Source organism: Mesorhizobium sp. P2_A8 (assembly GCF_056404935.1).
On the sequence record NZ_JBFUDB010000001.1, the window covers coordinates 1,052,743 to 1,078,494 of the forward strand.

Annotated in this window: 26 protein-coding genes; 12 read left to right on the top strand and 14 right to left on the bottom strand. The window is 63.1% G+C overall.

The features are described from left to right. Window positions 1-46: 46 nt before the first annotated feature. The 11 genes from AC1D10_RS05135 to AC1D10_RS05185 form a co-directional block, all read right to left on the bottom strand. Entirely contained in the window at window positions 47-1,036 is a 990-nt protein-coding gene (locus AC1D10_RS05135) for a sugar phosphate isomerase/epimerase family protein (RefSeq protein ID WP_477269282.1), read from the bottom strand. 208 nt (window positions 1,037-1,244) lie between these two features. After that, complete coding sequence (locus tag AC1D10_RS05140) at window positions 1,245-2,153, bottom strand: anti-sigma factor family protein (RefSeq protein WP_477269284.1); 909 nt, start codon at window positions 2,151-2,153, stop codon at window positions 1,245-1,247. Continuing rightward, entirely contained in the window at window positions 2,150-2,689 is a 540-nt protein-coding gene (locus tag AC1D10_RS05145; protein ID WP_477269286.1) for a sigma-70 family RNA polymerase sigma factor, read from the bottom strand. The genes AC1D10_RS05140 and AC1D10_RS05145 overlap by 4 nt, the downstream gene beginning before the upstream one ends. A gap of 46 nt (window positions 2,690-2,735) precedes the next feature. Beyond that, window positions 2,736-3,080 carry a cupredoxin domain-containing protein gene (locus AC1D10_RS05150; protein ID WP_477269288.1) on the bottom strand — a complete coding sequence of 115 codons (345 nt, stop codon included), beginning with the start codon at window positions 3,078-3,080 and terminating at the stop codon, window positions 2,736-2,738. A gap of 18 nt (window positions 3,081-3,098) precedes the next feature. Continuing rightward, on the bottom strand, window positions 3,099-4,052 hold the full coding sequence (locus AC1D10_RS05155; RefSeq protein ID WP_477269290.1) for a metallophosphoesterase family protein: 954 nt from the start codon (window positions 4,050-4,052) through the stop codon (window positions 3,099-3,101). A 134-nt stretch (window positions 4,053-4,186) separates the two neighbouring features. Next, window positions 4,187-5,392 carry an aminotransferase class V-fold PLP-dependent enzyme gene (locus AC1D10_RS05160; protein ID WP_477269292.1) on the bottom strand — a complete coding sequence of 402 codons (1,206 nt, stop codon included), beginning with the start codon at window positions 5,390-5,392 and terminating at the stop codon, window positions 4,187-4,189. A gap of 23 nt (window positions 5,393-5,415) precedes the next feature. Next, on the bottom strand, window positions 5,416-5,877 hold the full coding sequence (locus AC1D10_RS05165) for a RidA family protein (RefSeq protein WP_477269294.1): 462 nt from the start codon (window positions 5,875-5,877) through the stop codon (window positions 5,416-5,418). A 35-nt stretch (window positions 5,878-5,912) separates the two neighbouring features. Then, on the bottom strand, window positions 5,913-6,707 hold the full coding sequence (locus tag AC1D10_RS05170; RefSeq protein ID WP_477269296.1) for an amino acid ABC transporter ATP-binding protein: 795 nt from the start codon (window positions 6,705-6,707) through the stop codon (window positions 5,913-5,915). Between the two features lie 2 nt (window positions 6,708-6,709). Continuing rightward, window positions 6,710-7,360, bottom strand: a complete 651-nt coding sequence (locus AC1D10_RS05175) for an amino acid ABC transporter permease (protein ID WP_379095453.1) — start codon at window positions 7,358-7,360, stop codon at window positions 6,710-6,712. Window position 7,361: 1 nt separating this feature from the next. Next, window positions 7,362-8,027, bottom strand: coding sequence for an amino acid ABC transporter permease (locus AC1D10_RS05180; RefSeq protein WP_477269298.1), 666 nt, complete (start codon window positions 8,025-8,027; stop codon window positions 7,362-7,364). A 77-nt stretch (window positions 8,028-8,104) separates the two neighbouring features. Continuing rightward, on the bottom strand, window positions 8,105-8,977 hold the full coding sequence (locus tag AC1D10_RS05185) for a transporter substrate-binding domain-containing protein (RefSeq protein ID WP_477269300.1): 873 nt from the start codon (window positions 8,975-8,977) through the stop codon (window positions 8,105-8,107). Window positions 8,978-9,107: 130 nt separating this feature from the next. Here AC1D10_RS05185 and AC1D10_RS05190 point away from each other — a divergent pair, with 130 nt between their 5' ends. Beyond that, the gene (locus tag AC1D10_RS05190; protein WP_477269302.1) at window positions 9,108-9,896 is read left to right on the top strand and encodes an IclR family transcriptional regulator; all 789 of its coding nucleotides are present in this window, start codon (window positions 9,108-9,110) and stop codon (window positions 9,894-9,896) included. Window positions 9,897-9,930: 34 nt separating this feature from the next. Here the strand turns inward: AC1D10_RS05190 and AC1D10_RS05195 are convergent, their stop codons facing one another. Beyond that, a complete protein-coding gene (locus AC1D10_RS05195; RefSeq protein ID WP_095089397.1) occupies window positions 9,931-10,134 on the bottom strand; it encodes a YdcH family protein in 204 nt (67 codons plus the stop codon). Between the two features lie 240 nt (window positions 10,135-10,374). Between AC1D10_RS05195 and AC1D10_RS05200 the strand changes: the two genes are divergently transcribed. From AC1D10_RS05200 to AC1D10_RS05215, 4 genes are all read left to right on the top strand, one after another. Beyond that, complete coding sequence (locus tag AC1D10_RS05200) at window positions 10,375-10,554, top strand: YdcH family protein (RefSeq protein WP_027023510.1); 180 nt, start codon at window positions 10,375-10,377, stop codon at window positions 10,552-10,554. 325 nt (window positions 10,555-10,879) lie between these two features. Then, a complete protein-coding gene (gene ispG, locus AC1D10_RS05205; protein ID WP_477269305.1) occupies window positions 10,880-12,130 on the top strand; it encodes a flavodoxin-dependent (E)-4-hydroxy-3-methylbut-2-enyl-diphosphate synthase in 1,251 nt (416 codons plus the stop codon). A 6-nt stretch (window positions 12,131-12,136) separates the two neighbouring features. Beyond that, window positions 12,137-12,991, top strand: coding sequence for a transglycosylase SLT domain-containing protein (locus AC1D10_RS05210; protein ID WP_477269307.1), 855 nt, complete (start codon window positions 12,137-12,139; stop codon window positions 12,989-12,991). Window positions 12,992-13,136: 145 nt separating this feature from the next. Next, the gene (locus tag AC1D10_RS05215) at window positions 13,137-13,889 is read left to right on the top strand and encodes a Stf0 family sulfotransferase (RefSeq protein ID WP_477269309.1); all 753 of its coding nucleotides are present in this window, start codon (window positions 13,137-13,139) and stop codon (window positions 13,887-13,889) included. 17 nt (window positions 13,890-13,906) lie between these two features. On the opposite strand, the gene AC1D10_RS05220 is transcribed toward AC1D10_RS05215, so the two are convergent. Continuing rightward, the gene (locus AC1D10_RS05220) at window positions 13,907-16,246 is read right to left on the bottom strand and encodes a response regulator (protein WP_477269311.1); all 2,340 of its coding nucleotides are present in this window, start codon (window positions 16,244-16,246) and stop codon (window positions 13,907-13,909) included. 587 nt (window positions 16,247-16,833) lie between these two features. Between AC1D10_RS05220 and AC1D10_RS05225 the strand changes: the two genes are divergently transcribed. Next, window positions 16,834-20,262, top strand: coding sequence for an acyl-[ACP]--phospholipid O-acyltransferase (locus tag AC1D10_RS05225; protein ID WP_477269313.1), 3,429 nt, complete (start codon window positions 16,834-16,836; stop codon window positions 20,260-20,262). 243 nt (window positions 20,263-20,505) lie between these two features. On the opposite strand, the gene AC1D10_RS05230 is transcribed toward AC1D10_RS05225, so the two are convergent. After that, complete coding sequence (locus AC1D10_RS05230) at window positions 20,506-21,423, bottom strand: polyprenyl synthetase family protein (RefSeq protein WP_477269315.1); 918 nt, start codon at window positions 21,421-21,423, stop codon at window positions 20,506-20,508. A 78-nt stretch (window positions 21,424-21,501) separates the two neighbouring features. On the opposite strand from AC1D10_RS05230, the gene AC1D10_RS05235 reads away from it, so the two are divergent. The 6 genes from AC1D10_RS05235 to AC1D10_RS05260 all read left to right on the top strand — a co-directional run bounded on the left by AC1D10_RS05235 (window position 21,502) and on the right by AC1D10_RS05260 (window position 25,746). Further along, window positions 21,502-22,263, top strand: coding sequence for a biosynthetic peptidoglycan transglycosylase (locus AC1D10_RS05235; protein WP_477269317.1), 762 nt, complete (start codon window positions 21,502-21,504; stop codon window positions 22,261-22,263). A 141-nt stretch (window positions 22,264-22,404) separates the two neighbouring features. After that, window positions 22,405-22,587 (top strand): 50S ribosomal protein L32, encoded by a 183-nt coding sequence (gene rpmF / locus AC1D10_RS05240; RefSeq protein ID WP_008834724.1) that lies wholly within the window; start codon window positions 22,405-22,407, stop codon window positions 22,585-22,587. Between the two features lie 369 nt (window positions 22,588-22,956). Then, on the top strand, window positions 22,957-23,460 hold the full coding sequence (locus AC1D10_RS05245; RefSeq protein WP_477269319.1) for an Lrp/AsnC family transcriptional regulator: 504 nt from the start codon (window positions 22,957-22,959) through the stop codon (window positions 23,458-23,460). Further along, entirely contained in the window at window positions 23,453-24,310 is an 858-nt protein-coding gene (locus AC1D10_RS05250) for a transporter substrate-binding domain-containing protein (protein WP_477269321.1), read from the top strand. The genes AC1D10_RS05245 and AC1D10_RS05250 overlap by 8 nt, the downstream gene beginning before the upstream one ends. Before the next feature lie 105 nt (window positions 24,311-24,415). Next, window positions 24,416-25,075: an amino acid ABC transporter permease gene (locus AC1D10_RS05255; protein ID WP_477269323.1), complete on the top strand. Its 660-nt coding sequence runs from the start codon at window positions 24,416-24,418 to the stop codon at window positions 25,073-25,075. Continuing rightward, complete coding sequence (locus tag AC1D10_RS05260) at window positions 25,072-25,746, top strand: amino acid ABC transporter permease (RefSeq protein WP_477269325.1); 675 nt, start codon at window positions 25,072-25,074, stop codon at window positions 25,744-25,746. The genes AC1D10_RS05255 and AC1D10_RS05260 overlap by 4 nt, the downstream gene beginning before the upstream one ends. Window positions 25,747-25,752: the final 6 nt, after the last annotated feature.

A 25,752-nucleotide genomic window follows, 5' to 3' on the forward strand; every position in this document is an offset into this window, starting at 1 on the left:
GTTGAAAACGGTGGCGGCTCTCGACGCCTCAGTTTTCCTGGACGCCTCAGCCCTCCGGACCGAGCATGATTTCCTGAATGATGGCCTGTGACGTCACCGCGTCCTGGCGGTCGACAGCGGCGGACAGGCGATTGTCCTGGTCGATCCGGTCGACGACGCGCAGCATGCGCTTGACGGTGGCAATGTTGACTTCGCACTCTTGCACCGGATCGAGCCCGGTCATGTCGGGGAAGGTGTCGAAATAAATGGCGCCGGCGTAGCCGTCCTTGCGGATCTGGCGGAGCAGTTCGATCGTCTGCAGCGTATGCACGGCGCCGACCATCAGGCCGTCGTCGCGCTTGGCGTAGCCGTCATTGAGATGCACGCCGAGCAACTTGCTGTGCCGCGTCACCAGGGCAGCGGCGAAGGCCGGCTGCTCGTCGGCATAGAGCACATGGGCGAAGTCGAGCGTGACGCCGAGATTGGGCAGGTCGACCTCGCGGATCGCCAGCAAGGTCGTCGCTGCATCCGGCATCAGGCTGTAGGAGCGCGGCTCGTTGGGTTTGTACTCCAGGCTGATCTGGCAATCGGGGTCATGCGCAGCAACTTCACGAATTCCGTCGATTTCGTGTTGCCATAGTGTCGCATAGTCGGCCTGGAAGGCGTAATCGAAGCCATCCTGTCCGAGCCACAGCGTCATCAGGTTGGCGCCGGCCGCGCGCACTGCGTCGATGCCGGCCTTGGTCAAGTCGATCGCTTCACGGCGCACCGCCGGGTCGGGATTGGTGAAGGCTCCGAGCTTGAAGGCCGGGTTGGAGTAGTAGCGCATGGCAAAGCCATTGATCGAGAGGCCAAGATCACCAAGGTTCCGCGCGATTTCGGCGGGCTTTTCGCCGACATGATCGGGGAAATTCAGATCAAGGTCGGTCAACCCGGCAACCTTGGCGGCGCGTGCCGCCATCTGCATCAGTGACGGCTTGCCGGTGAGATCGGGCCACTCGGCCTGTGGCCGCGAGGCAAAGGAATTCAGGCGCGTGGCGAAGCGATTGGCTGTCATGATCGACCCTTCAATTCTCATAACTTCACACAAACACGAATATTTGTAAAGTTATTGTTTTGAAGGTCTACGAGCGGTGACCCGGCAACAATCCGGCCGGACCGCGCCGCGCAAATGCGCGCCATGAGCAGGCGATTTCTCAGCTGGCGCCGTACACGGGAGGAGGACCTGTCAGGGCGGTGGGATCAGCAAAGGGGCATGATCGTCCTCACTTCGCCGCTTTGCGGAAGCGGGCGACGAAATCGTCGAGTTCGGGCCGTTCCATGTCCGAGATCGCCCAGTAGGAGAAGGCGCCGTCGCTCCAGTGCACCAGAGAGAAGCCGCCCGACGAGAGGTCGTCCGGCGCGGTGGTGCCGCCGCCCTGCTGCGGTTCGGCGACCAGTGTGATCAGGTGCTCGCGGTGACGGTAAACCAGTGCCGGCACCGGCCGGTCGGCGATTACCTCGACCCGGCCGCCGATCAGTGCATAGCCATCCTGGGCAAGGTCCGGCGCCGGCGGCGACACGCCCACTCGGGCGTCGAGCCACGGCTTCACCGTGTGGCGGTCGGACGAGACGACGTCGATCGGGCTGGCCGCAAGCAGGCTGCGGCGATGACCGCTGGCGACCCCTGCTGCGAAATTGTCGGACGCGGTGTTGACCATCACCCATTGCGTCGCCCCGCTGGCCAACACCGCGCTGACCACGATCGAAGCTGCCAGCGCGCGCCAGTCAAACGAGCCGAAACGGCGCGCCCCTGGCAGGGTCTGCTGGGGCGAACGTGTCTCGGCGTTTCGTCTCTGGCCTCCCCCGATCTGGGCAATCAACCCCGGTTGAGCCGACGGCGTGCCCTGCTGCGGCTCCGCCGGCTCGTCTTGCGCATGTTGAGCTGTGACTGCCATGCCGATCGCCGCGATGCGGGCCTGAAAGGCGTCGCTGACGTCGGGGCGCGGCAAGCGGCTGACTGCCGCCTGCAAGGCGACGATGCGGGCATGCTCGGCGGCAAGCTGCGGGTCGGCGGCGATACGCCGCTCCACCGCCAGCACTGCGGCCGCGTCGAGTTCGCCATCAACCAGGGCATGGATCATCAGCCTGATGCCCTCGGGATCGTTGGGCAGTCCGTCGTCATGGTTGGTCATGGCGCTCTCCCCAGTTCAGACACAAGCAGGCCGCGGGCGCGGGCCAGCCGCGACATCACCGTGCCCATCGGCACGCTGAGCAGGGCCGCTATCTCGCGGTAGCTGAGGCCGTTGATATCGCGCAGCACCAGGGTCTCGCGAAACGGCTGCGGCAGTGCCGCGATGGCCGCCTCCAGCGCCGCCGTATCGGCCCTGGCGATCAGGCCCGCCTCCGGGCCGTCTGCGTCCGGCAGGCTGGTGCCGTGCGCCGTCGCCATCTCGTCGAGATCACCGAGATCGCCGACGGCCAGCACGCCGCGCGGCCGGTTGCGCGACATCCAGGTGTAGGCGGTGTTGCGCACGATGGTTAGCAGCCAGGCGCGGGCGTTGCCGCCGGCATAGCCGGCGATGCCGGCATGTGCCTTCACGCAGGCTTCCTGCACCACGTCCTCGGCATCGGCGGCGTTGCCGGTCAGCCAGCGGGCGAGCGCAAGCGCGTCGCCGAGATGGGGCAGCACCACCTCGCCAAAGCGCTCGGCCAAGGCCTTTTCGCTCAACACAGCAGCATGATCCGGCACTCCGGGCAGGTTCTGCCATGCGCCCTCAGGGCGCGACGGTGATCTTGCCCTGCATGTGCGGGTGAAGCCCACAGAAATAGGCAAAGTCGCCTGCTTTGGTGAAGGTGAATTCATATGTGTCACCGGTGTCAAGCGCCTTGGAGCGGAAGGAGGAATCGCTGGCGACGACCAGATGCGGAATGTCGTCGTCGTTTCTGAAGGTCACGGTGGTGCCGGGCTTGATCGTCAACTCCCGTGGCGTGAATGCGAAATTCTCGATTTTGACCATCGACGCATCGGCCGCGTGCAGCGGCTGACAGGTCGCCGTGGTCAAGGTGAAAGCCGTGAGGATCGCGGCCATGTGCCGGGCCGGAAGGCGTATGCAGATCATGGTGATTTCCCTTCAGGCTCAAGCCAGCGTCGAGTCGATGATGGCAAGGTCCTGCCCGCCTTGCTTCACGGAGACGGTGCTGGTCCCGAGCAGGCCGCGCAGCTGGCCAGCCGGCACGGTCATCGGTCCGGGCGAGGCGGCGGTGCCCGGCGCCGGCTGCGGGAAGGCGGTCGAGCGCGCGGTGTGGAAGGTGACGTTGCCTTCCACCTTCTGCATGATCTGGTGGATGTGGCCGTTGAGCACGGTGACCGAGCCGAAGCGCTTGAGCAGGCCGAGCGCCTGTGCCGCGTCGTCGGTGCCCCAGCCCCATTCGGGATAGACGGCCCAAAGCGGGATATGGGCGAAGACGACGATCGGTGTCGAGGCGCTGACCGCCTTCAGGTCGTCGGCCAGCCACGCCAGCTGCTCGGCGCCGAGATTGCCGAGTCCGCCGGCCTTGAGGTTGACGACATTGATCAGGGCAACGAAATGCACGCCGTTCTGGTCGAACGAATACCAGCCGGCGCCCTTGGTGCCCTTGCCGTAACGGTCGAGATAGGCCTTGCCGTTGCCGTCGTCGATCAGATCGTGCTCGCCCGGCACGTAGTGCACGTCGAAGCCGGCGCCGCCGATGATCTCAGCCGCGTTGTCGAACTGTGCCGGCTTGGAAAGATGGGTGATGTCGCCGGTGTGGATCATGAAGGCGGGCTTATGCGGCAGCGCCTGGATCTTGCCCATTGCCTCCTTAAGCGTGTCGATTGCATGCGGGTTGGCCGCCTTGTCGAAGCCGATATGGCTGTCGGAGATCTGCAGGAAGGTGAAGCCGCTGGCCATGGTCTCGGCGGCCTGTGCGGCGCCAAGCAGGTTGAGCGACACCGGCACGCCGCCTGAAATCGTCCACAGCACGCCGGTGCCGGCCCAGATCATGCATTCCAGCGCGTGGCGGCGGCTGAAGCCGTCGCGTCCGCTCTCGTCATCGTGGTGATGGGTCATGTCGGTCTCCTCAACGCCAGGAGTGGCGTATGCTGAGGAGACCCGGGGTCGCGGTGGTTTATTCCCGGCTGCTACAGGTCCGGCCGTTCACGGGTTCGTGATGGCGCGCGTTGATGACGCCAGCCTGCAAGCGTCTAGTCCGGCCAGCGCAAGGCGCCGGACGAATCCTTGCGGACAGGCTTCATGGCGTCGATGGGCCGGTCGCCGGCGGTCAATATGGTTCGCAGCCGTTCGGCGACGATCTCCGCTTCGCCGGGATGCAGATTGCACGGGTCGAGGAAGAAATGGCCGCGTTCCACCTCATGATTGCGCACGATGATAGGCGGCGAGCCCGCGGCCAGGGCCGAGGCGAGGCCGGCGGCGGTGAACCGGCTCTCGGGCGACACGAAGATCTGCAGCCGGTCGAGCGGATTGGCGGTCGGGTCGGGAATGATCCTGGCAACGATGCCCGGCAGTCCCTGCAGCGTGTCCTTCCACAGGTTGAGCGCTGCCTCTTCGCGCCGGCGGATGCCGTCATGGTCACGCCTTTCCCAGGCTTCCAGTGCGGCCATGGTGCCGGCGATGCTCTCCTTGCCGACCTTCATGGCGCGTGCGACGCCGCGGTTCTGCAGATAGGCGGCGCGCACCAGATCCTTGCGACCGGTGACGATGCCGCTGGTTGGTCCACTGAGGAATTTGTGCCCGCTGTAGATGACAATGTCGGCGCCGCGCGCCAGGAAGCCGCGCAGATCATATTCGGAAGCCGCGTCGACAATCACCGGGACTCCCCTGGCGTGGCAGATCTCGCAGAATTCCTCCAGCGACAGCATGCCGTACTGCACGGTGTGGTGCGCGACGACATAGAGGCCCGCCGCCGTGCGGTCGCGGATCGCGTCGCGCACATGGTAGTCCTGGGTCACGCTGACCGTGCCGGCGGGAATGGTCTTTGCTCCGGCCAGCCGGATCGACTGGTCGATCGGCGCGCCGTAATTGACGATGTGGCCGAGCTGGACGATGACTTCCGACTTGAGGCCTTCGGTGTCGTCCGGCAGGCGCTCGATGGCGAGCAGATTGGTTCCCGTCATCGCGCCGGCGATCGCCATGGTGATGCCGCTGGCGCAGCAGGCGGTGATGAAGCCTGCCTCGCCGCCGGTGAGGCGTGCAACGACTGTGCTCGCGGCACGTTGCAGATCATCCATCTCCACCCATTGCGAGGCCATTTCAGACATGGCGGCGATCGCTTCCGGGACGATGATCGATGCGCCAAGCGCGGTCATCGTGCCGGAGACATTGATGATCGGGCGAAGGCCGAGCCGTTCGCGGATGGTGGTGTTGGAGCCGTCGGCGGAATAGGTTTTCATCTCTCGGATTCCATTTCTAAAAGTCAGGCGGCGATCTCGACGACCGCCTCGATTTCGACGGTGATGTTTCCGGGCAAGGAGCCGACGCCGATTGCCGAGCGGGCATGGCCGCCGATATTGTCGAAGACATCGGCGAAAAGGTCGGAACAGCCGTTGACCACTTTCGGGTGGTCGCTGAAGGTCGGTATCGCATTGACGAAGCCGAGCAGCTTGACGACGCGCACGATACGGCCGAGATCGCCGGCGGCGGCATGCATGACGGCGAGCAGATTGAGGCCGGTTAGGCGGGCATGCTGATAAGCCTGCTCAACCGTCACGTCCTCTCCTACCTTGCCGGTGCAAAGCGTGCCGTCGGCCCGCAGCGGCCCCTGGCCGGACAGGAAGATCAGCCGGCCGCTTTCGGCATGGGTGACGAAGTTGGCGATCGGGGTCGGCGGCTCGGGCAGCGTCAAGCCGAGTTCGGCGAGCCGGATATAAGGCGTCATCAAATGCTCCTTGCGACAGCTTTCGCTGTCCGGTGTCAGAAATGCGAGGCGCGGAAGCGCGCCAGGAAGGTGCGCAGGCGTTCGTTGGTGGTCTCCGCCGCGAGAATCTCCTTCGGTGGGCCGACGGCGCTGACGCCGCCATCGGCCATGAAGACGATACGGCTCGAGGCGTCGCGCGCGAAGGCCATTTCGTGCGTCACCATCAGCATCGTCATGCCGTCCTCGGCGAGGCTGCGCACGACGGCCAGCACCTCGCCGACGAGTTCGGGGTCGAGCGCCGAGGTGATTTCGTCGAGCAGCAGGATCTTCGGCTCCATCGCCACGGCGCGCGCGATGCCGACGCGCTGCTGCTGGCCGCCGGACAGTTCGGCCGGCAGGCTGTCTGCCTTGTGGGCAAGGCCGACCCGGCCGAGCCAATGCTCGGCGATCGAGCGCGCCTCTGCTTCGCTTTTGCCCCGCACCTTGCGCAGCCCGAGCATGATGTTGCCGGCCGCCGTGAGGTGCGGAAAGAGGTTGAAGCTCTGGAACACCATCCCGGTTTCGGCGCGCATCGCGGCGAGATCGCGTTCGCTGCGGCGCTGACGGGTTCCCGGGTCGCGGAAGCCGACCTCCTTGCCGTCGATGCGGATCGAACCGCTGTCGTAGCTTTCCAGGAAGTTGACGCAACGCAGCAGCGTGGTCTTGCCGCTGCCCGAGGGGCCGATGACCGTCACCACCTCGCCGCGCGCCACAAGCAGGCTGACCGAACGCAAGACCTGGACGGCGCCAAAGGATTTGGAAACGTCGCGGACGTCGAGAAGGGCCGGGGTGTCGTTCGAACTTGTGGACATTGCTATTCCCGGATGAAGGAGAAACGCCGCTCGAGCCGCCGGCTGGCGAGCGAGAGGGCATAGTTGACCGCGAAGTAGATGAGCGCACCGAGGATGTAGAGCGGCATGGCCTCATAGGTGCGGCCGATGACCTGGTTGATGGCCTGCATCAGGTCGGTGATGCCGAGCAGCGACACCAGAGCGCTGCCCTTGACCGCATCGGTGACGCCGTTGATCCAGGGTGGCAGGAAGCGCCTGAATGCCTGCGGGAAGATGACGTAGGTCAGCCGTTGGCGAAAGGTCAGCCCGATCGCCATCGCCGCTTCCGACTGCCCTTTCGGGATGGAGCCGACCGCGCCCCTGAGGTACTCGATGACCTGCGCCGTCTTGAACAGAGTGAGCGCAAGCACGGCGGCCCAGAACGACGGCAGATGAAGCCCGATCGCGGGCAGGCCGTAATAGACGAAGAACATCAGCACCAGGATCGGAATACCGCGGATCGTGTCGCTGAAGATGCGCACTGCCCAGCGCAGCGGCGCCGGACCATAAACCAGGCCGACGCCCAGCAGGACGCCGGCGATGAGCGACAGGACCACGACCAGCAGTGACACCCACAGGGTCAAGGCGAAGCCTTGGGCGAGGAACGGCAAGGCATAGGCGATCTGGGTCAGCATGTCAGCGCGCCGCCCTGAATCGGCGCTCGACGAGCCGTAGCGCGAAGAGCAGCGCATAGCCCGTCAAGAGGTACATCGCCGTTGTGACCAGGTAGACCTCGACGATGCGGAAGGTGTTGAAGTTGATCCACTGGGCGCCGTAGGTGAGCTCGGGTACCGAAATGACCGACGCGATAGAAGTGTCCTTGAACAGCGAGATGAAGGTGTTGGACAGCGCCGGCAAGGTGATGCGCAGCATGGTCGGCAAGCGCACATGGAGCAGTCGCTGCCATGGCGTCAGGCCAATTGCCTTGCCGGCGTCGAGCTGGCCACGCGGAACCGCTTCGAGACCCGAGCGAAACACTTCGACCAGGTAGGCTCCGCTATAGACCGCCAGCGTCAAGATGAACGAGGTCTGGGCGCTGTAGGCGAGGTCGACCACGGTCGGCAAGCCGTAGAAGACGAGGTAGACGAGCAGGATCAGCGGCACGTTGCGGATGAATTCGACATAGGCGGCGATGGCCGATCTCACCACGCGCCCTGCCGAGACATACCAGACCGCCAGAACCAGGCCGATGACGATGCCGATGGCGATCGAGATGACGGCCAGTTCGAGACTGAGCAGCAGTCCGCCCCACAGCTTGTCGAAATGCCGCCAGATCAAGTTGAAGTTGAGGGCATAGCCCATGCGTCCGCCTCAGTGCGAAGGGCCGTCGAGGAGAAGCTGGCGGAAGGGCGCCGAATGCTGCCCTTCCGCCAACTGGATCAGATGACCGGAAAACCAGGATGGCGGGCCGGTGGCTCCTGTCCGAAGTAATCCTTGAACGCGGCGTCGTATAGCGCCGTTTCGTGACCGAACATGGCGATGGTGAAGGTCTGATTGACGAAGGTCAGCCAGTCGAGATCGCCTTGCCGGAGCGCCGCGCCATACAGCATCGAGAACCAGCTCTTGCCGGCATCGAAGTATTTGTCCGGATTGCGAGAGGCAAGCCAACGTACGGTCGAAAGATCAACCGCGGCAGCATCGACACGCTTGGCTTCCAGCGCCTGCAACACGTTGGCCTGGGTGTCGATCTGCATCACCTGCGACTGCGGCAGAGCTATGTGCACCGATGCTTCGGCATCGACGTTCTGCAGGATCGAGACGCGTGTCGCCGAACCAGCGGCAAGCAATTTGTCGAACGTCTTGTTCTCGGCGGTCGGAAGGGTCAGCAAGGCGACACCCTCGACATAGTAGGGCCGGGAAAAATTGATCAACTGCGAGCGCTGGGCGCTCATGGTCATGAACTGGATGGTGATGTCGACCTTGTTGGTGGTCACGTTGGGAATGCGCTGCGCCGGGTCCTGCATGACGAATTCGACCTTGGTCGGATCGTCGAAAAGTCCCTTGGCAAGAATGCGCGCCATGGTGATGTCCATGCCGACCAGTTCGCCGGCATCGTTCTCGAAGTGCCAGGGCGCGTTGGTGCTGCCGGTGCCGACGATCAGCTTGCCGCGATCGAGTACAGTGCGCAGCAGACTGTCGGGTGCTGCTTGGGCAGCAGCCTTCTGGGCATCGACGGTTGCCAGCACGCCAGCCGTGGCCAGTCCTGCCATTCCCAATTTCAGAAAATCACGTCTTCCGGATGTGTCGTTCACGGCGACCTCCTTTCGTGTTGTGTTCCCCTATGCACAGGCAATACACGCATCGTTGATTTTCAGGGCGATTGTCTCTTACAAGAGACGTATGTATCCTGTACAAGACAGATACTAACACGAGGAATCGACAATGCAAGATGGCAGTGCCTTGGCAGTTTCAGCCGGCGAGAAGATTTCGGGCTCCCGCGAAAAAGGCCTCAACCGGGTGCTCGAGATCCTGGAGTTTCTTCATACGACGCAGCGGGCGATCGGCATTGGCGATCTTGCCAAGGGGGTGAACGCACCCCGCTCGACGACCTACACGCTCGTGCGATCGCTGGTCGATGCCGGCCTGCTGGAAATGGCAGGCGACGGCAATCGCGTCTACTTCGGCAAGAAGCTCTATCTCTACGGAATGGATTATGTGCGGGGCAACGACCTCTTGAGGCGCGGGCGCCAGGAGGTCGACAATCTGTCGCGCGAAACAGGAGAAACCTCGGAACTGTGTATGCTGCAGAGCGGCCGCTATACGATCGTCCATTCAAGCCCGGGCACCAGGCCGTTCCGCATCAGCTCCGCCACCGGCCTGCAGATACCGCTGCCCTGGACCGCTTCGGGACGGCTGCTTCTGGCGGGCTTCGAACAGGCCCGGATCCAAGACATGGTATCCGAAGATGATCTCATCCTGCCGGACGGCCGCAGATTGCTTCTCAACGACTTCGTCGCCGACATAGCGAAGGCTGAAGCCACCGGCTATTGCGTCACCTCGGGCCTTGTCGATGCGTATACGAAATGCCTCGCTGCACCCGTCTTTTCAGGGCCTGGCAAGGTCGAGGCGACGATGTGCCTGGTGGTTCCCATCGACACGTCCGAGGAGCGGACCGGCAGTCTCATCGGCCTGCTGCGCGACCGCGCCGCCAGGCTTTCGATCGCCGGATAAGCGCAAGACGAGGGGGCGCGACCGGGCTCTGCCGTCACGCGATGATGTCGGGAATGATCTTGTCTTCCAGCGCCATCAGCCGGTCCTTGAGGAACAGCTTCTTCTTCTTCATGCGCTGGATCTGCAGCGGGTCGCAGTTCGTGGCGATCATCGCGTTGATCGCCGCGTCGAAATCTGCGTGTTCCTGCTTCAGCCGGGAAAATTCGAGGCGAATATCGGCCTGTTCCTGATCGGACATTCTCTACCGTCTGCACGTCTGCGGCGCCCAAAAACTGGGCCTGATTGGGCGGGGCCGGGGTCTTTTGTCACCGGCGCGCAGCCCATATCACATTTCACATTGTCGTGGAATGCTACCACGCAGCATTCGACATCGCTGCCGGAAGGTGGCACACTGTCACCGTGCCGTCACAGAAGCGAACCTGCGGTGGACGCGCCGTGACGGCTGCAATCGAGGAATCCATGAAAGGGAGAACCAATCATGTCTCTTGCATCCCATCTTGATGAGTTGCAGCGGAAACACGGCGACATCGAGCGCGAAATCGATGACGCGATGAACCATCCATCGGTCGACGACCTCGAAATCGTGAATCTCAAGCGACGCAAGCTGGCACTCAAGGACGAGATTGAAAAACTGAGAGCGCAACCGACCACGCATTGATGCCCTCCTGACATAGCCGATCACGATCCACGGCCTCTCTTGCCGGCGGCAGCTGCCGCCGGTGTGTTGGGTTTTGATCTCCAGACACTGGGCTATCTCAGTCGAGCCTGCACTTCCATTCAGCTCAATTTCCACTTCGGCCGTCGCCGGATCGTGGGTCGTTTCTGATTCCGGCGGCGGGCCAATTGCGGCCAGTGGCGACCTGTCGCCATTGACAAGCCATCTTTGCTCCTCCACCTCATGCCCGGACCATAGCGCATCGGCCCAGGGCGTCTTTGTGCGTCCAAGTGGACACATGGCGCTCCAGAGACAAAAGGCTGCCGGCATGACCGGATATTTTTCCTCTCCCTTCCCCCGCCGCACTTCGGTCGGCGTCGATGTCGGCGGCGTGGTCGTCGGCGGCGGCGCGCCTGTCGTCGTGCAGTCGATGACAAACACCGATACGGCCGATGTCGACCAGACGGTTGCGCAAGTTGCCGCGCTGCACCGCGCCGGCTCCGAGATCGTGCGCATCACCGTTGATCGTGACGAGAGTGCCGCCGCCGTGCCGCGCATCCACGAAAGGCTGGCGCGGCTCGGCATCAACGTGCCGCTGGTCGGCGATTTCCATTATATCGGCCACAAGCTTTTGGCCGATCATCCGGCCTGCGCCGAAGCGCTGGCAAAATACCGCATCAATCCGGGCAATGTCGGCTTCAAGGACAAGAAGGATCGGCAGTTCGCGGCAATCGTCGAGATGGCGATCAGATACGACAAGCCGGTGCGCATCGGCGTCAACTGGGGTTCGCTCGACCAGGAGCTTTTGACCCGGTTGATGGACGACAATCAGGCCCAGGGCTTCCCGCTGACGGCGCAGGAAGTGACGCGCGAAGCGATCGTGCAGTCGGCGATCCTGTCGGCCGAAATGGCGGAAGAAATCGGCCTTGGCCGCGACAAGATCATCCTGTCGGCCAAGGTCAGCGGCGTGCAGGACCTGATCGCCGTCTACACCGAACTCGCCACCCGCTCCAACCATGCGCTGCATCTTGGCTTGACCGAGGCCGGCATGGGTTCGAAAGGCATCGTCGCTTCGTCGGCCGCGATGGGCATTCTGCTGCAGCAAGGCATCGGGGACACCATCCGCATTTCGCTGACGCCGGAGCCGAATGGCGACCGCACACGTGAAGTGCAGGTGTCGCAGGAATTGCTGCAGACCATGGGTTTCAGGCAGTTCGTGCCGATCGTCGCCGCTTGCCCCGGCTGCGGCCGCACCACTTCCACCGTGTTCCAGGAACTGGCCCAGAACATCCAGGCCGATCTCAGGAAGAACATGCCGGTGTGGCGGGAAAAATATCCCGGCGTCGAGAACCTCAAGGTCGCGGTGATGGGCTGCATCGTCAACGGCCCGGGCGAGTCCAAGCATGCCGACATCGGCATTTCGCTGCCCGGTACCGGCGAGACGCCGACGGCGCCTGTCTTCGTCGATGGCAAGAAGGCGGCGACGCTGCGCGGGCCGTCGATCGCTGCGGATTTCGAGAAAATGGTCGCCGACTATATCGAGCAACGGTTTGGTCGCGGCAAAGCCGCGGCAGAGTAGATCAAAATGCCGCGTTTCCTCTGGGCGGCGCTGATTTTGTTGTGCGGACCGGGCTGGTCGACGCAGACTCAGGCCGATCCGCCGCAATCCGCCAAGCAGAGGCTCATCGACAAGGTCTGCACCCTGATCCAGGCCCATGCCGATCAGAACGGCCTGCCGCGGGACTTTTTCGCCCGGCTGATCTGGAAGGAAAGCCGTTTCGATCCTAACGCCGTCAGTCCGGTCGGCGCCGAAGGCATCGCGCAGTTCATGCCAGGCACTGCCAAGATGCGCGGCCTTGCCAACTCGTTCGACATCAACCAGGCGATTCCGGCCTCGGCGAAGTATCTCGCCGAAATGAAAGCCAGCTACGGCAATCTCGGCCTGGCGGCGGCCGCCTACAATTCCGGTGAAAGCCGGGTCTCGCGCTGGCTTGGTTCCGGCGGTTTCCTGCCGATGGAGACCGAGAGCTATGTTTTCGACATCATGGGCGAGCCGGTCGACATGTTCACTGACCGGGCCTATGCCGGCAAGGTCGAGCCGCTCGATGCAAAAGTGGATTTTGCCGTGGCTTGCCGCAGGCTGCCTGTGATCATGTCGCAGACCGTGGCGATGGCCTCGATCAATATTAAACCGTGGGGCATCCAGGTGGCCGGCAACTTCCGCCGCAGCGCCGCGATCGGCCAGTGGCTGCGGGTAAGAAGCCGGTTTCCGGTCCTGCTCAGCGGCCATGATCCGGTGGTCAGCCGGGTGCGCACGCCGATCGGCCGGCGCGGCATCTATGCGGTCAGGATCGGTGTTGATGACCGCGCCGCCGCCAATGTCATCTGCCAGAAATTGCAGAGCGTCGGCGGAGCGTGCGTGGTGGTGCGCAACCGGTAGTCTAACGTGCGACCTCGAAGTCGACAGCAGCCTGCTTACGCCGCTCGAATGCGCCCGTCGCATCCAGCAAAGATTTCAGTTATAGCGGCGGCCATCATTTGGCTGGGGCGACAGCGCTGCCTCCGACGAGCGGCATGGGCGTTACATGTTCGATGGATACATTATCTGTGGCACGCCGAGAACCGGAAGCACCTTGCTGTGCAAGCTTCTGGCTTCCACCAAGACGGCCGGCGATCCTCACTCATTCTATCGGCGGCAGGACGTCTCGGAGTGGGCCGAAGACTGGAACCTGCCCGATCGCGACACGATGAGCGAGCTCGAATTCAATGTCGCCTATCTCGATGCGGCAATTACCGCGGGCAAGGGTGGAACAGGCATTTTCGGGCTTCGTTTGATGCGCGAAAACCTGGATGAGCTGTCAGCAATCCTCGGTCAGATTTTCCCACGGCTTCCGTCAGACGAAGCGCGTTTCGAAAAAGCATTCGGCCATGTTCTCTACATACATCTCTCGCGTGAGAACAAGCTTGCGCAGGCTGTCTCCCTGGTCAAAGCCGAGCAAACAGGTCTCTGGCATATCGCTCCTGATGGCACCGAGATCGAAAGGGTCGCACCCGCAAACGAGCCGCACTATGATTTCGGGCGGATCAAACGTGAGCTCACGGCGCTCGAGGCCTATGACGCGGCCTGGAACATTTGGTTTGCAGAACAACGCATAATTCCGCTGCGGGTTGGCTATGAGCGCCTTTCAAGCAATCCGGCTGCAGCATTGCAGGGCATCTGCGAAGCCCTGGGCGTTCAAGCGCCGAATGCCGAGGATGTAAGCCCCGGCGTTGCAAAGCTCTCCGACCAAACGAGCCTTGACTGGATGCGCCGCTATCATCTGGATGCAGCCGTCTGATGCATCGATGGAGGCGGCTAAGCCGTCTTCGCCACCACCGTCTCGCTGAGCCAGGTGCCGATCTTGGTGCCGAGGCGGTCGGGCGAGACCGGCTTGGGCAGGTAGTCGTCCATACCGGCTTCGATGCACTTGTCGCGGTCGCCCTTCAGTGCATGCGCGGTGACGCCGATGATCGGGATGTGGGTGCCCGACGAGGTCTCGATGGCGCGGATGGCGCGGGTCGCTTCGTAGCCGTTCATCTCCGGCATCGAGACGTCCATCAGGATCAGCTTGGGGCGCAGCGCCCGGTACATCTCGACCGCCGTGCGGCCGTTGCCGGCAATGCGGTAGCTTAGACCAAGGCCGTTGAGGATCTGGCCGAACACCAGCTGGTTCACATCATTGTCCTCGGCAATGAGGATGTCGATCGGGCCGTTAGGCGTGGCCGCCGATTCCGGCGCGGTGGCGACCGGCTTTGCCGGGCCACGGATAACGGTGAAAGCGGGCGGCGCAACCGGGGGAGCCTGCACGATCGGTTCGCGGACGAACTGCGCCTTGCCGACCTGCGAGCGGGCTTTCTGGACCACCGAGATGACGGTGCCGAGCAGGACTGCGGAGCGCGCCGGCTTGGTCAGGTGGGCGGCGATGCCGAAGTCGATGATCATCTTGCCGAAATCGACCTGGTCGACCGAGGTCAGCAACACTACCGGAATGGAAGCCAGCCGGCTGTCGGAAGCAATGGCCCTGGCGACGTCGGCGCCGTTCATGCCGGGCATCTGGTAGTCGAGAATGATGCAGTCGACGGCGGCTCCCAACTGAAAGGCGCGATCGAGGAAAGCCAGGCCCACGGCACCGCTTTCGGCGGCGGCGCAGTCGAAGCTCCAGCTTCTGAGCTGCTCGAGCAGGATTTCGCGGTTGACCGGATTGTCGTCGATGACCAGCACGCGCGCGCCTGTGACGTCGACCGGCACGATTTCGTCGCGCGCCGCGGCATGATGCGCGGGCAGCGGCACCGCGAACCAGAACACCGAGCCGCGGCCGATCTCGCTCTCGACGCCGATCTTGCCGGCCATCAGGTCGACGAGGCGGGCGGCGATGGCGAGGCCGAGGCCGGTGCCCTCGTGGCGGCGGGTCGACGAACCGTCGACCTGGGCGAATTTCTCGAACACGTTCTGGAGTTTCTCGGCCGGTATGCCGATGCCGGTGTCCTCGACGCGAACCTTGAGCTGGACCACGTCATTGACGATCTCGCCGCCGACATCGATCAGCACATGACCCTTTTCGGTGAATTTCACCGCGTTGCCGAGCAGGTTGGTGACGATCTGCCGGAACCGTCCGGCGTCGCCGACGACATGGGCCGGCAGGCGCGGGTCGACCCGCACGATCAGTTCGAGATTCTTTTCGGCGACGCGCGCCGACACCAGCGTCGCCACGTCCTCGACCGCCTCGGAAAGACGGAAGGGGGCAGGATCGAGGGTGAGCTGGCCGGCATTGATCTTCGAGAAATCGAGGATGTCGTTGATGATGGTGAGCAGCGCGTTGCCGGATTTGACGATGACGTCGGTGAAGGTCTTCTGGCGCGCCGTCAGGTCGGTCTTGGCCAACAGTTCGGCCATGCCCAGCACGCCGTTCATCGGCGTGCGGATTTCGTGGCTCATATTGGCCAGGAATTCCGACTTGGCGCGGTCGGCGGCCTCGGCCTTGAATAGGGATTCGGCGGATTCGGCAAAGGCGCGGCGGATGGCCACTTCCATCGGGCGGAAGATCCAGAAGGCGACGATGGCAAGGGCGGCGAACAGGATGCCGCTTGCCCACAGCAGCAGCCTGTCGCTGGAGGCATCGGCCAGATGGCGCTCATCGTCCATGGCGGTGCGGACGCGGACCAGCATGGGCTGGGCAAACAGGTCATTCTGGTTGCGGATTTCGCGATAGCTCCATTCGTCGACCTTCTGCGCCATCGACATCAGGTTGAAGTTGCGCACCATGTCGCGCGGCGACCAGAACAGGTCGCCGTTGACGGAAGCGGATTCGAGCTCGTTGATGGTCTTGCCCGAAAGGCGTGACCTTATCGCGGCAAGCTGCTCGGTCAGCGTCTCGATCTCGCCGGTCAGGCGCTCCGAATGGCCGCGCGCCGATGAGGTGAGGGCATCGCGCGTCTCCGCCCGCCAGGCTGTGCCGGTCGTCTCGGCAAAGCTGGTCGCGTTGCGCAGGTCACGGGTAAAGACGACGAGGTTGCTGCTCAGCGTATCGATGTCATGTCGAAAGGAATTGACACGATCGAGCGCTATCATGATCGCCGCTGAAGCCAGCGCGAAAATCAGCAACCCTGAAATATAGCGGATCCGGACCGACCGGATGAAAGACGAATATTCCGGCATGCGCAACCCCAACACATACGCACCATTTTAATGGTCGGGATTACGCTTCATTTACATTAAAATTTCGTTCGTGTGTGGACTCGAACCATGCGCCGACGCCGTGCTCGAAACGGCTGGCGAAAACGATTGGCAAGCCGGCTTGATTGTATCCGGCCTGAAACAGACCCACACCGACCCGACTTAACCCTGAAACGAAAAGATCATATCGAATGACCACCAACAACTATGCGCCCAAGAAAACTCAAGTGCCTGGAAAACGTTCGCCATGGCCGGTTTCGCCATTGCCGCCTCGATGAGCGTGGACGGCATCACCTTCATGGAGGCATGATTGGCCGCCAAGGGGCTCTATGCGATGGCCGCGACTATTGCTCGTGCATACCTCGATCTCACCAAGGCGCCGTGTGACGCGGAGAAGCAAGCCGCTCCATCAACCGACAGGAAGTTGCCAGAACGAGAAGCTGCTGATGGACGTCAGCCGCAGTAACGAAGTGTAATCGGGTTCCCGCTACAACAAGGCTCAAATCACGCAAGACCGCCGATCGATCCGATCAGGATTGCAACGGTCTTGCCCAATGGAAGTCGCCGCTATGGACATCGCCTCGAACAATCATGCGAACAGCCATCTGATGACGTCACGGCGCTTTGCGCCTCTCTTCTGGACGCAATTCCTGTCCGCCTTCAACGACAATTTCCTCAAGAACACGCTGGTGTTCCTTATTCTGTTCACGCTGGCGGCGGACAAGGCGGCGTCACTGGTCACCCTGGCGGGTGCCGTGTTCATGGCTCCCTTCCTGCTCTTGTCCGCCCTTGGTGGCGAGATCGCCGACCGCTTCGACAAGGCCCTCATCGCCCGGCGGCTGAAATTCATCGAGATCGCCGCTGCTGGCGTCGCGGTCGTCGGCATCGCGCTGTCGTCGATCCCGGTGCTGATGGTGGCGTTGCTGATGTTCGGCATCATCTCGGCGCTGTTCGGACCGATCAAGTACGGCATCCTGCCGGATCATCTGGAGCGCAAGGAATTGCCCGGTGCCAATGCCTGGATCGAGTCGGCGACCTTCGCCGCCATCCTCGGCGGCACCATCGCCGGCGGCATCGTCTCGGCCGATGGCATAGGCGTCTCGGTCTTCGGGCCGATCATGATGATCCTCGCGGTCAGTTGCTGGTTTGTCAGCCGCTACATCCCGTCCACCGGTTCTGCGGCCCCCGACCTCGTCATCGACAAAAATATCTTTCGCTCGACCTGGCGTCAGGTCGACGGATTGCGTGGCGACAAAAGAATCTGGCGCGCCGGACTGATGACGTCGTGGTTCTGGCTGATCGGCGCCATCGTCCTTTCGATCCTGCCGACCCTGGTCAAGGATTCGCTCGGCGGCAACGAGATGGCGGTCACCGTCTATCTCGCAGTGTTCGCCGTATCGATCGCCATTGGCTCCGCCATTGCCGCGTGGATGTCGCAGGGCCGTATCGTGCTCTTGCCTGCACCCGTCGGCACGGCGCTGCTTGCGCTGTTCGGCCTGGACCTGGCCTGGACCATCTGGAGCATGCAGCCATCGCCCAGGGCAGAAACCCTTGCCCTGTTCTTCGCCGGGCCAAACACGATCCATGTTGCGATCGACCTTGCCGGCATGGCGATCGCCAGTGCCTTCCTTGTGGTGCCGACCTTTGCCGCCGTGCAAGCCTGGTCACCTGAAGCGCGCCGCGCTCGCGTCGTCGCGGCCGTGAGCATCGTCAATGCAGGCTTCATGACGGTCGGCGGCATACTCGTCGCCGCGATCCAGGCAGCCGGCGTCTCCACCGGAGCCATCCTGTTCGGCCTCGCCGCGCTCAACGCCGTCGCTGCCTGGCTGATGCTGAAATACCTGCCGACCAACGCGTTCCGCGATTTTGTCTCCATCCTGTTTCGTGCGTTCCACCGCCTCGAAGTCGAGGGCATGGAAAATCTCAAGGCCGCCGGCCCGGCACCCATACTGGCGCTCAACCATGTCAGCTTCCTCGATGGTCCGTTGGCCCTGACGCTGACCGATGAAGAGCCGGTCTTTGCCATCGACCACACCATTGCCCAGGCCTGGTGGATGAAGCCGTTCATGAAACTCGCCCGCGCGCTGCCGCTGAACCCATCCAAGCCGATGTCGACCCGCACGCTGATCAAGATCGTGCAGGGCGGCGACCCGCTGGTCATTTTCCCGGAAGGCCGCATCACCGTCACCGGTGGCCTGATGAAGGTCTATGACGGCGCCGCCATGGTGGCCGACAAGACCGGCTCAATGGTCGTGCCGGTGCGCATCGACGGGCTGGAGAAGAGCTACTTTTCGCGGCTCACCTCGCAGCATGTGCGCCGCCGCCTGTTCCCGAAGGTCAAGGTGACCATCCTGGAACCGGTCAAGCTCGAAGTGCAGCAGGAGCTTAAGGGCCGCAAGCGTCGCGCTGCGGCGGGTGCCGCCCTCTACCAGGTGATGTCGGACCTCGTCTTCCGCACACAGGACATCGACACGACTGTCCTGGAAAAGATCATCCAGACGGCGAGCGAGCGCGGCATGAAGCAACTCGCCGTTCAGGACCCGGTCACCGGTTCGCTGAGCTACGGCAAGCTGCTGACGGGTGCCGCAGTGCTGGGCGAGAAATTCGAGAACCTGTATGCCGGCCAGCAGACTCTGGGCATCATGCTGCCCAACGCCAACGGCTCCTGCGCGACGCTGCTCGGCGTCATGTCGGCCGGCAAGGTTCCGGCGATGATGAACTTCACCGCCGGTGCTGCCAACATCCTGTCCGCCTGCAAGGCCGCCGAGGTGCGGACCGTGCTCACGTCGCGCGCCTTCATCGAACAGGCCAAGCTCGGCGCCGTCGTCGAAGAGCTCGGCCGCTCGGTGAGCATCGTCTGGCTCGATGACCTGCGGGCTACCATCGGCCTCAAGGACAAGCTGCTCGGCCTCTTGCGCAAAAGCGCGCCGCGGGTCGCCCGCAAGCCCGACGATCCGGCAGTGATCCTGTTCACGTCCGGTTCCGAGGGCACGCCCAAGGGCGTGGTGCTCACCCATCGCAACATCCTCGCCAATGCCGCCCAGGCCGCATCGCGCATCGACTTCCATTCGGGCGACAAGGTCTTCAACGTGCTGCCGATCTTCCATTCCTTCGGCATGACGGCGGGCACGGTGCTGCCGTTGATCTCTGGCGTGCCGGTCTACTTCTACCCCTCGCCGCTGCACTACCGAATCGTGCCGGAACTGGTTTACGCATCGAACGCGACGATCATCTTCGGGACCGATACGTTCCTCGCAGGCTATGCCCGCACGGCACACCCTTACGATTTCCGCTCGGTGCGCTATTGCTTTGCTGGCGCCGAACCGGTCAAGGCGGCGACGCGCATGACCTATATGGAGAAGTTCGGCCTGCGCATCCTCGAGGGCTACGGCGTGACCGAAACCGCGCCGGTGATTTCCATCAACACGCCGATGTACAACCGCTCCGGCAGCGTCGGCAAAATCATGCCGGGCATGGAGTATCGCCTAGATGCGGTACCCGGCGTCGATGACGGTGGACGGCTTTTCGTGCGCGGCCCCAATGTCATGGCGGGCTATCTCAGGGCCGAGAAGCCGGGCGTGCTCGAACCGCTGGCAGATGGCTGGCATGACACCGGCGACGTCGTCGCCGTCGATGAGGCCGGCTTCATCACCATCCGTGGCCGTGCCAAGCGCTTCGCCAAGATCGGCGGCGAGATGATCTCGCTGGCTGCGGTCGAGGCGCTCGCGGGCGAATTGTGGAAAGGCTTGCTGTCGGCCGTCGCCACCGTGCCGGATGCCCGCAAGGGCGAAAAGCTGATCCTCATCACCGAGGCGGCCGGCGCCACCCGCGCCGAGTTCCTGACCTTCGCCAAGGCCAACGGCGCCATGGACCTGATGGTGCCGGCCGAAGTGCGCGTGGTTGCGAAAGTGCCGGTCCTCGGCTCCGGCAAGCTCGACTTCGCCGCCGTGACCAAAATGGTGCGCGGCGAAGAAGAGATGAAGATCAAGGCGGCTTGAGCCGTTCGTAACCAATGGCCGGCGGACCAAGCCGGCCCGTTGGCCCTCATTGAGCACCAGAGGTCGTCTTTTGGTCAGCGATGCCGGTTTCCGGCGAAGGTCCGCTTACGAGCGCCAAATCGGCGTGGCAAAGGCTTGTTTGGGTCAGTTCGCGTCCATGCATTGGGGGCGCCTGCGTCCGTTCATGGCGCAAAGCAGACGAATTTCGCAATCCGATCGGCCGATGTCCTGGTTGGCCTGACGTCAGCTGGTCCGCGCCGCCACGAATATCGCCGCTTCCTTTAGCAGCAAGGCACGCTCGCCATAGGGCGCGAGCAATTCATGCGCCTGTTCGACAAGTCCATGAAGCTGGCTGCGTGCCCAGTTCGCGCCATGCAGCGCCACCAGCGTCGCCTTGCCGGCAGCGGCATCCTTGCCGGTTGCCTTGCCCATCTGGCTGGCATCCGCGGTCAGGTCGAGCAAATCGTCGGCAAGCTGGAAGGCAAGGCCGATCGCCGAGCCGAATTCGGCCAGCCGCTCACGGTCCTCGGCAGGAGCGCCGGCGATCAGCGCGCCCGCCTCGCAGGCGAAGCGGATCAGCGCTCCGGTCTTCATCGCCTGCAGCCGGATGATGCCGGCCTCGTCCGGCGGCGCCTGTTCGGCCTCAAGGTCGAGCTTCTGGCCACCGACCATGCCGCCAGCCCCAGCCGCGCGAGCCAGCGCCAGCACCAAGGCGGCCCGCCGCTCCGCCGGCAGCATGGTCGCCTCGTCGGCAATGATGTCGAAGGCAAGCGTCAGCAAGGCGTCGCCGGCCAGGATGGCGGTCGCTTCGTCGAAGGCCTTATGGACGGTGGGCTGGCCACGACGCAGGTCGTCATCGTCCATGGCGGGCAGATCATCATGGATCAGTGAATAGCAATGCACGCACTCGAGAGCGGCCGCGATGCGGAGTGCCGCCTCGCCGTCGGCGGAAAAAAGGGCCGCACTTTCCATGACCAGGAAGGGGCGCAGGCGCTTGCCGCCGTTCAGCACGCCGTGGCGCATGGCCGCCATCAGGCGGTCGGGGCGCGCTATCTCGCCCGAAAGCGCGCGGTCGTCGAGCAGCCGCCGCAGCAGCACCTCGACGGCTGCTGCACGTCCAATGAGCGCCATTTCGAAGGCCATTTCGTCGTCATTCGTCATGGCCGGGACCGGTAGCCGACACTCAGACGTTGCGCAAGAAGCCAAGCGCCATTATGCCGGAGCAGGGAGAAGCACGGGTTGGGCGGCTTGGCGGAACCGATCGTCGATCATGAAATCGAAAAGCTGGACATGGCGACGAGATCGCGGGGCGTGAACCGCCGCAGTCTCAAGCGCTGGGTCCGGCGCGGCATCGTCGTGGCCGCGGTGCTGGCGCTGATACCAACGGTGCTGACGCTGCTCTATCTGCCGTCCTTCGTGCATCCGGTGTCGACGCTGATGCTGAAGGACCTTTCGACGTTTTCCGGCTACGACCGCCGCTGGGTGTCGATCGACGATGTGGCGCCGGTGCTGGCCAATTCCGTGATCATGTCGGAAGACGGGCAGTTCTGCTTCCACCGCGGCGTCGATCTCGGCGAGCTGAGGGGCGTCGTCGACGATGCGCTGGCCGGCGAGGCGACACGCGGCGCCTCGACCATCACCATGCAGACGGTCAAGAACCTGTTTCTCTGGTCACGGCCGCTGGGTTCGGTGCGCAAGGTCGTCGAACTTCCGCTGGCCGTCTATTTCGACGCGGTGATGTCGAAACGGCGCATCATGGAAATCTACCTCAACATCGCCGAGTGGGGACCGGGCATCTATGGCATCGAGGCCGCGGCACAGCACCATTTCGGCATTTCGGCAAAACAGCTGTCGCGGCGGCAGGCCGCACTTCTGGCCGTCTCCTTGCCAAATCCGATCGCCCGCAATCCGGCGAAGCCCGGGCCGGGCCTGAGACGGCTCGCCAATCTGATCGAGCGGCGCGCCGGCCGCTCCGGCGCCTATGTCGGCTGTCTCCAGTAGCCAGCTCAAAAAAATTCGCGGCAGTGCTGGCCAAAACGGTGCAGGGCGTGTATAGGCACCCGACTTTCTCAGATTCCGGCCCCGACACGGCCCTTTCACGAGGGCGGGCGGGGCTTTTTGACCATGTAATGGAGCATATCCATGGCCGTTCCGAAACGAAAAACCTCTCCGTCCAAGCGCGGCATGCGCCGCTCGGCCGACGCCCTCAAGGCCCCGACCTATGTCGAGGACAAGAATTCTGGCGAAATGCGCCGTCCGCACCACATCGACCTGAAGACCGGCATGTATCGCGGTCGTCAGGTGTTGACGCCCAAGGAAAGCTGAGACCAGCTTTTTTGAAGTCTTGAGTTACCGAAAGACCGGCCAGTGGCCGGTCTTTTTGCGTTTGGCGACCCGCCCGGCCGCATCGCGACGCGGTGGCGGCAACCCTCCAGGCCTTGATCCCTGACCTGTCCTCGCGCTGTTCAGCCCGGGTGTCCGCCAGCCGTATCCGGACGGATAACTGGCGAAAGCGCGGTCATTGCTGCCCGATGGCCCGTCGAGGCGGCCTCTCCCAAAACCAACTGCCACCGAAGAAGCCCTCTGCCAGAGCGGCAACTCTCGATGTTTTTCGGCGTACATGGGATTGCATGTGACGATTTCTTATGCAAATTTCCATTTTATAGTCGTAAAGCAGCAAGAATTGGGAATTTGATGTGGGATTTCGTCAGCACGAGTGATCTCGATGACACCGAACAGGCGGTGCTCTCCCAGCTCAAGGTCGATGGGCGGATGTCTAGCGTCGACATCGCCAAGCGCATCGGCGTCACGGAAGCGACCGTGCGGCGGAAAATGGCCCGGGTGCTCGAGGATCCGGATATCTGCATCCAGGCTGTCGTGCGCCCCCTGCGCAGCGATGTCGGCATCGCCGCCATCGTCGGGCTCGACGTCGACCGGGAGCACATCATCAGCGTCGCCAGGAAGCTGTCGGAATACTCGTTCGTCGACAGCGTCTATGCCATGACCGGGCCGTTCGACATCATCATCCAGCTCACTCTGCCATCAACGACCAGCCTGCACGACTTCCTGGTCAGCGAACTGTCCAATGTTCCCGGGATCAAGGATTCCGAGAGCTACATGATCGGCCGCGTGTTCAAGCACAGCGGCCGGGCCTACCAGCGCAGCAAAACCGAAGAAAAAGAGGGTAACAATGGTTGAGTTCTTTTCCGCATCGCGCCGCCGCGTCCTCTCACTGCTCGCCGCCGCGCCGCTTTTCCTGTCATTCACCGCAGCCTCCCATGCCGATGATCTGATCGGCCAGATCAAGCAGCGCGGCACCATCGTCGTCGGCACCGAGGCCGCCTTCGAACCGTTCGAATTCGTGCGCGACGGCCAGATCGTCGGCTACAACAAGGACATTCTCGACTATGTCGTCAGCCAGCTCGGCGTGAAACTGGACCAGCTGAACCTGCCTTTCCAGGGGCTGCTGCCGGGTCTGCTGGCCAAGAAGTTCGATCTGATGGCGACCTCGACCGGTATCAATGCCGAGCGGGCGGCGAAATACGCCTATACGCGGCCGACGGGTTCGTTCGAGAACGTCATCGTCGTGCGCGCCGACGAGGAGCGCATCAAGAAGCCGGAAGACATCAACGGCATGGTGGTGGCGACACAGCTCGCCTCATCCGTGCAGCCGATCATCGAGGCCTATGACAAGGAGCTCAAGGACAAGGGCGGCAAGGGCGTCGGCGAACTGAAGCTGTTCACCTCCTTTCCCGAGACCCACGTTGCTCTGGCCTCCGGCCAGGTCGATGCCATCGTCATAGCCTCGCCCTCGGCGGCCGTGCTGATGAAGAATGTTCCCGACACCTACAAGGTCGTCGGATCGATCGGCGAGTTCTCCTATCTGTCCTGGGTCGTGCGGCCGGAGGACAAGGATTTGCGCGAATTCATCAACACCAAGATCGGTGAACTGAAGGACAGCGGCAAGCTGAAGGAGCTTCAGCTCAAATGGTTCGGCTTCGAGATGAAGACGCCCGCCGAAGGTTATTTGCCGGCAGGCGCGCTCTGAGCCGGTCGACCCTTGACCATGTTTGGCGCGGCGCGAGCGATGGTTGCCGTCGCGACAATCACTTGCGCCGCCGCCAGACAGTGCTTCGCTTGTTGGAGCTGAAAAATGTTCCATTTTTCAAGAACACTGACCTTCCTGCCGCAATTCCTGACCGGCGCCGGCATCACGCTCGGCGTCTCGGCGCTGGGGTTCCTGGCCGGCACTCTGATCGGCTTCGGCCTGCTCGCATGCGGCAGGTCGCGCTGGCGCGTGGTCCGCTGGATCGGCGCGCTTTACACCAGCTTCATTCGCGGCACGCCGCTGATCGTGCAGATATTCGTGGTCTACTATGTGCTGCCGGGCCTGGTCGGCATCGACCTGCCGCCGCTGCTGGCCGGCGTGCTGGCGCTCAGCTTCAACAGTGCTGCCTTCGTCGCCGAGATCCTGCGCGCCGGGCTGACGCGCATTCCCACCGGCCAATATGAGGCGGCCAGGGCGCTTGGCCTGAAACCGCCGGTGACCTGGTTCAAGATCATCATGCCGCAGCTGTTCCGCGCCATCATCCCGCCGATGGTCAACGAGTTCACCATGCTGGTGAAGGCGTCATCCATCCTGTCGGTGATCGCCGTGGTCGAGCTGACGCGCACCGCGCAGAACATCATGAATGTCACCTACCGGCCGGTAGAGGCCTTCTGCATCGCGGCGGTGCTGTATTTCATCGTGCTGTTCTCCTGCAGCCTGCTGACCAGGCATCTGGAACGCAAGGCGGAGGGCGCTCGCGCATGAGCTTCGACTTTTCCGTCATAGCAGACAATTGGCAGATACTCGCCAAAGGGTTCGGCAACACGGTGCTGATGTGCGGTGTGGCGCTGCCGCTCGGCTTCGCGCTCGGCATCGTGCTGGCACTGGTCAGGCTGCGGGGCGGGCGGCTGCCTGCTGCGATCGTCTCGGCCTATGTCGAAATCTTCCGCAACATCCCGTTCCTGATCCAGATCTTCCTGCTGTTCTACGCCTTGCCGATGTTCGGCATCAGGCTGTCGCCGGTGGTGGTTTCAATCGGCGCGCTGTCGGCCTATGCGAGCGCCTATTCCGCCGAGATCATCAGAGGGGCGATCCAGTCCATCTCAAGTGGGCAGGTCGAGGCAGGCTATGCGCTGGGGCTGCGCTACCTCACCATCTTCCGCAAGATCCTGGTGCCGCAAGTGGTCGGCTACATCCTGCCGGCGGCCACCAACCTGACCATCACGCTGATCAAGGAATCGGCGATCCTGTCTGCGATCACCGTTCCCGAACTCACCTACATGGCCCAGAACATCATCGGCCGCACCTTCTCGCCGGTGGAGATCTTCACCGCCATCGCATTGCTGTACTGGGGGCTGACCGCCCTCGTGGCAGCGATCTCGCGCAGCCTGGAGCACAGGCTGCAGCCGCATCTCGCAGCCCGCCGTGGCGCCTAATCCAAA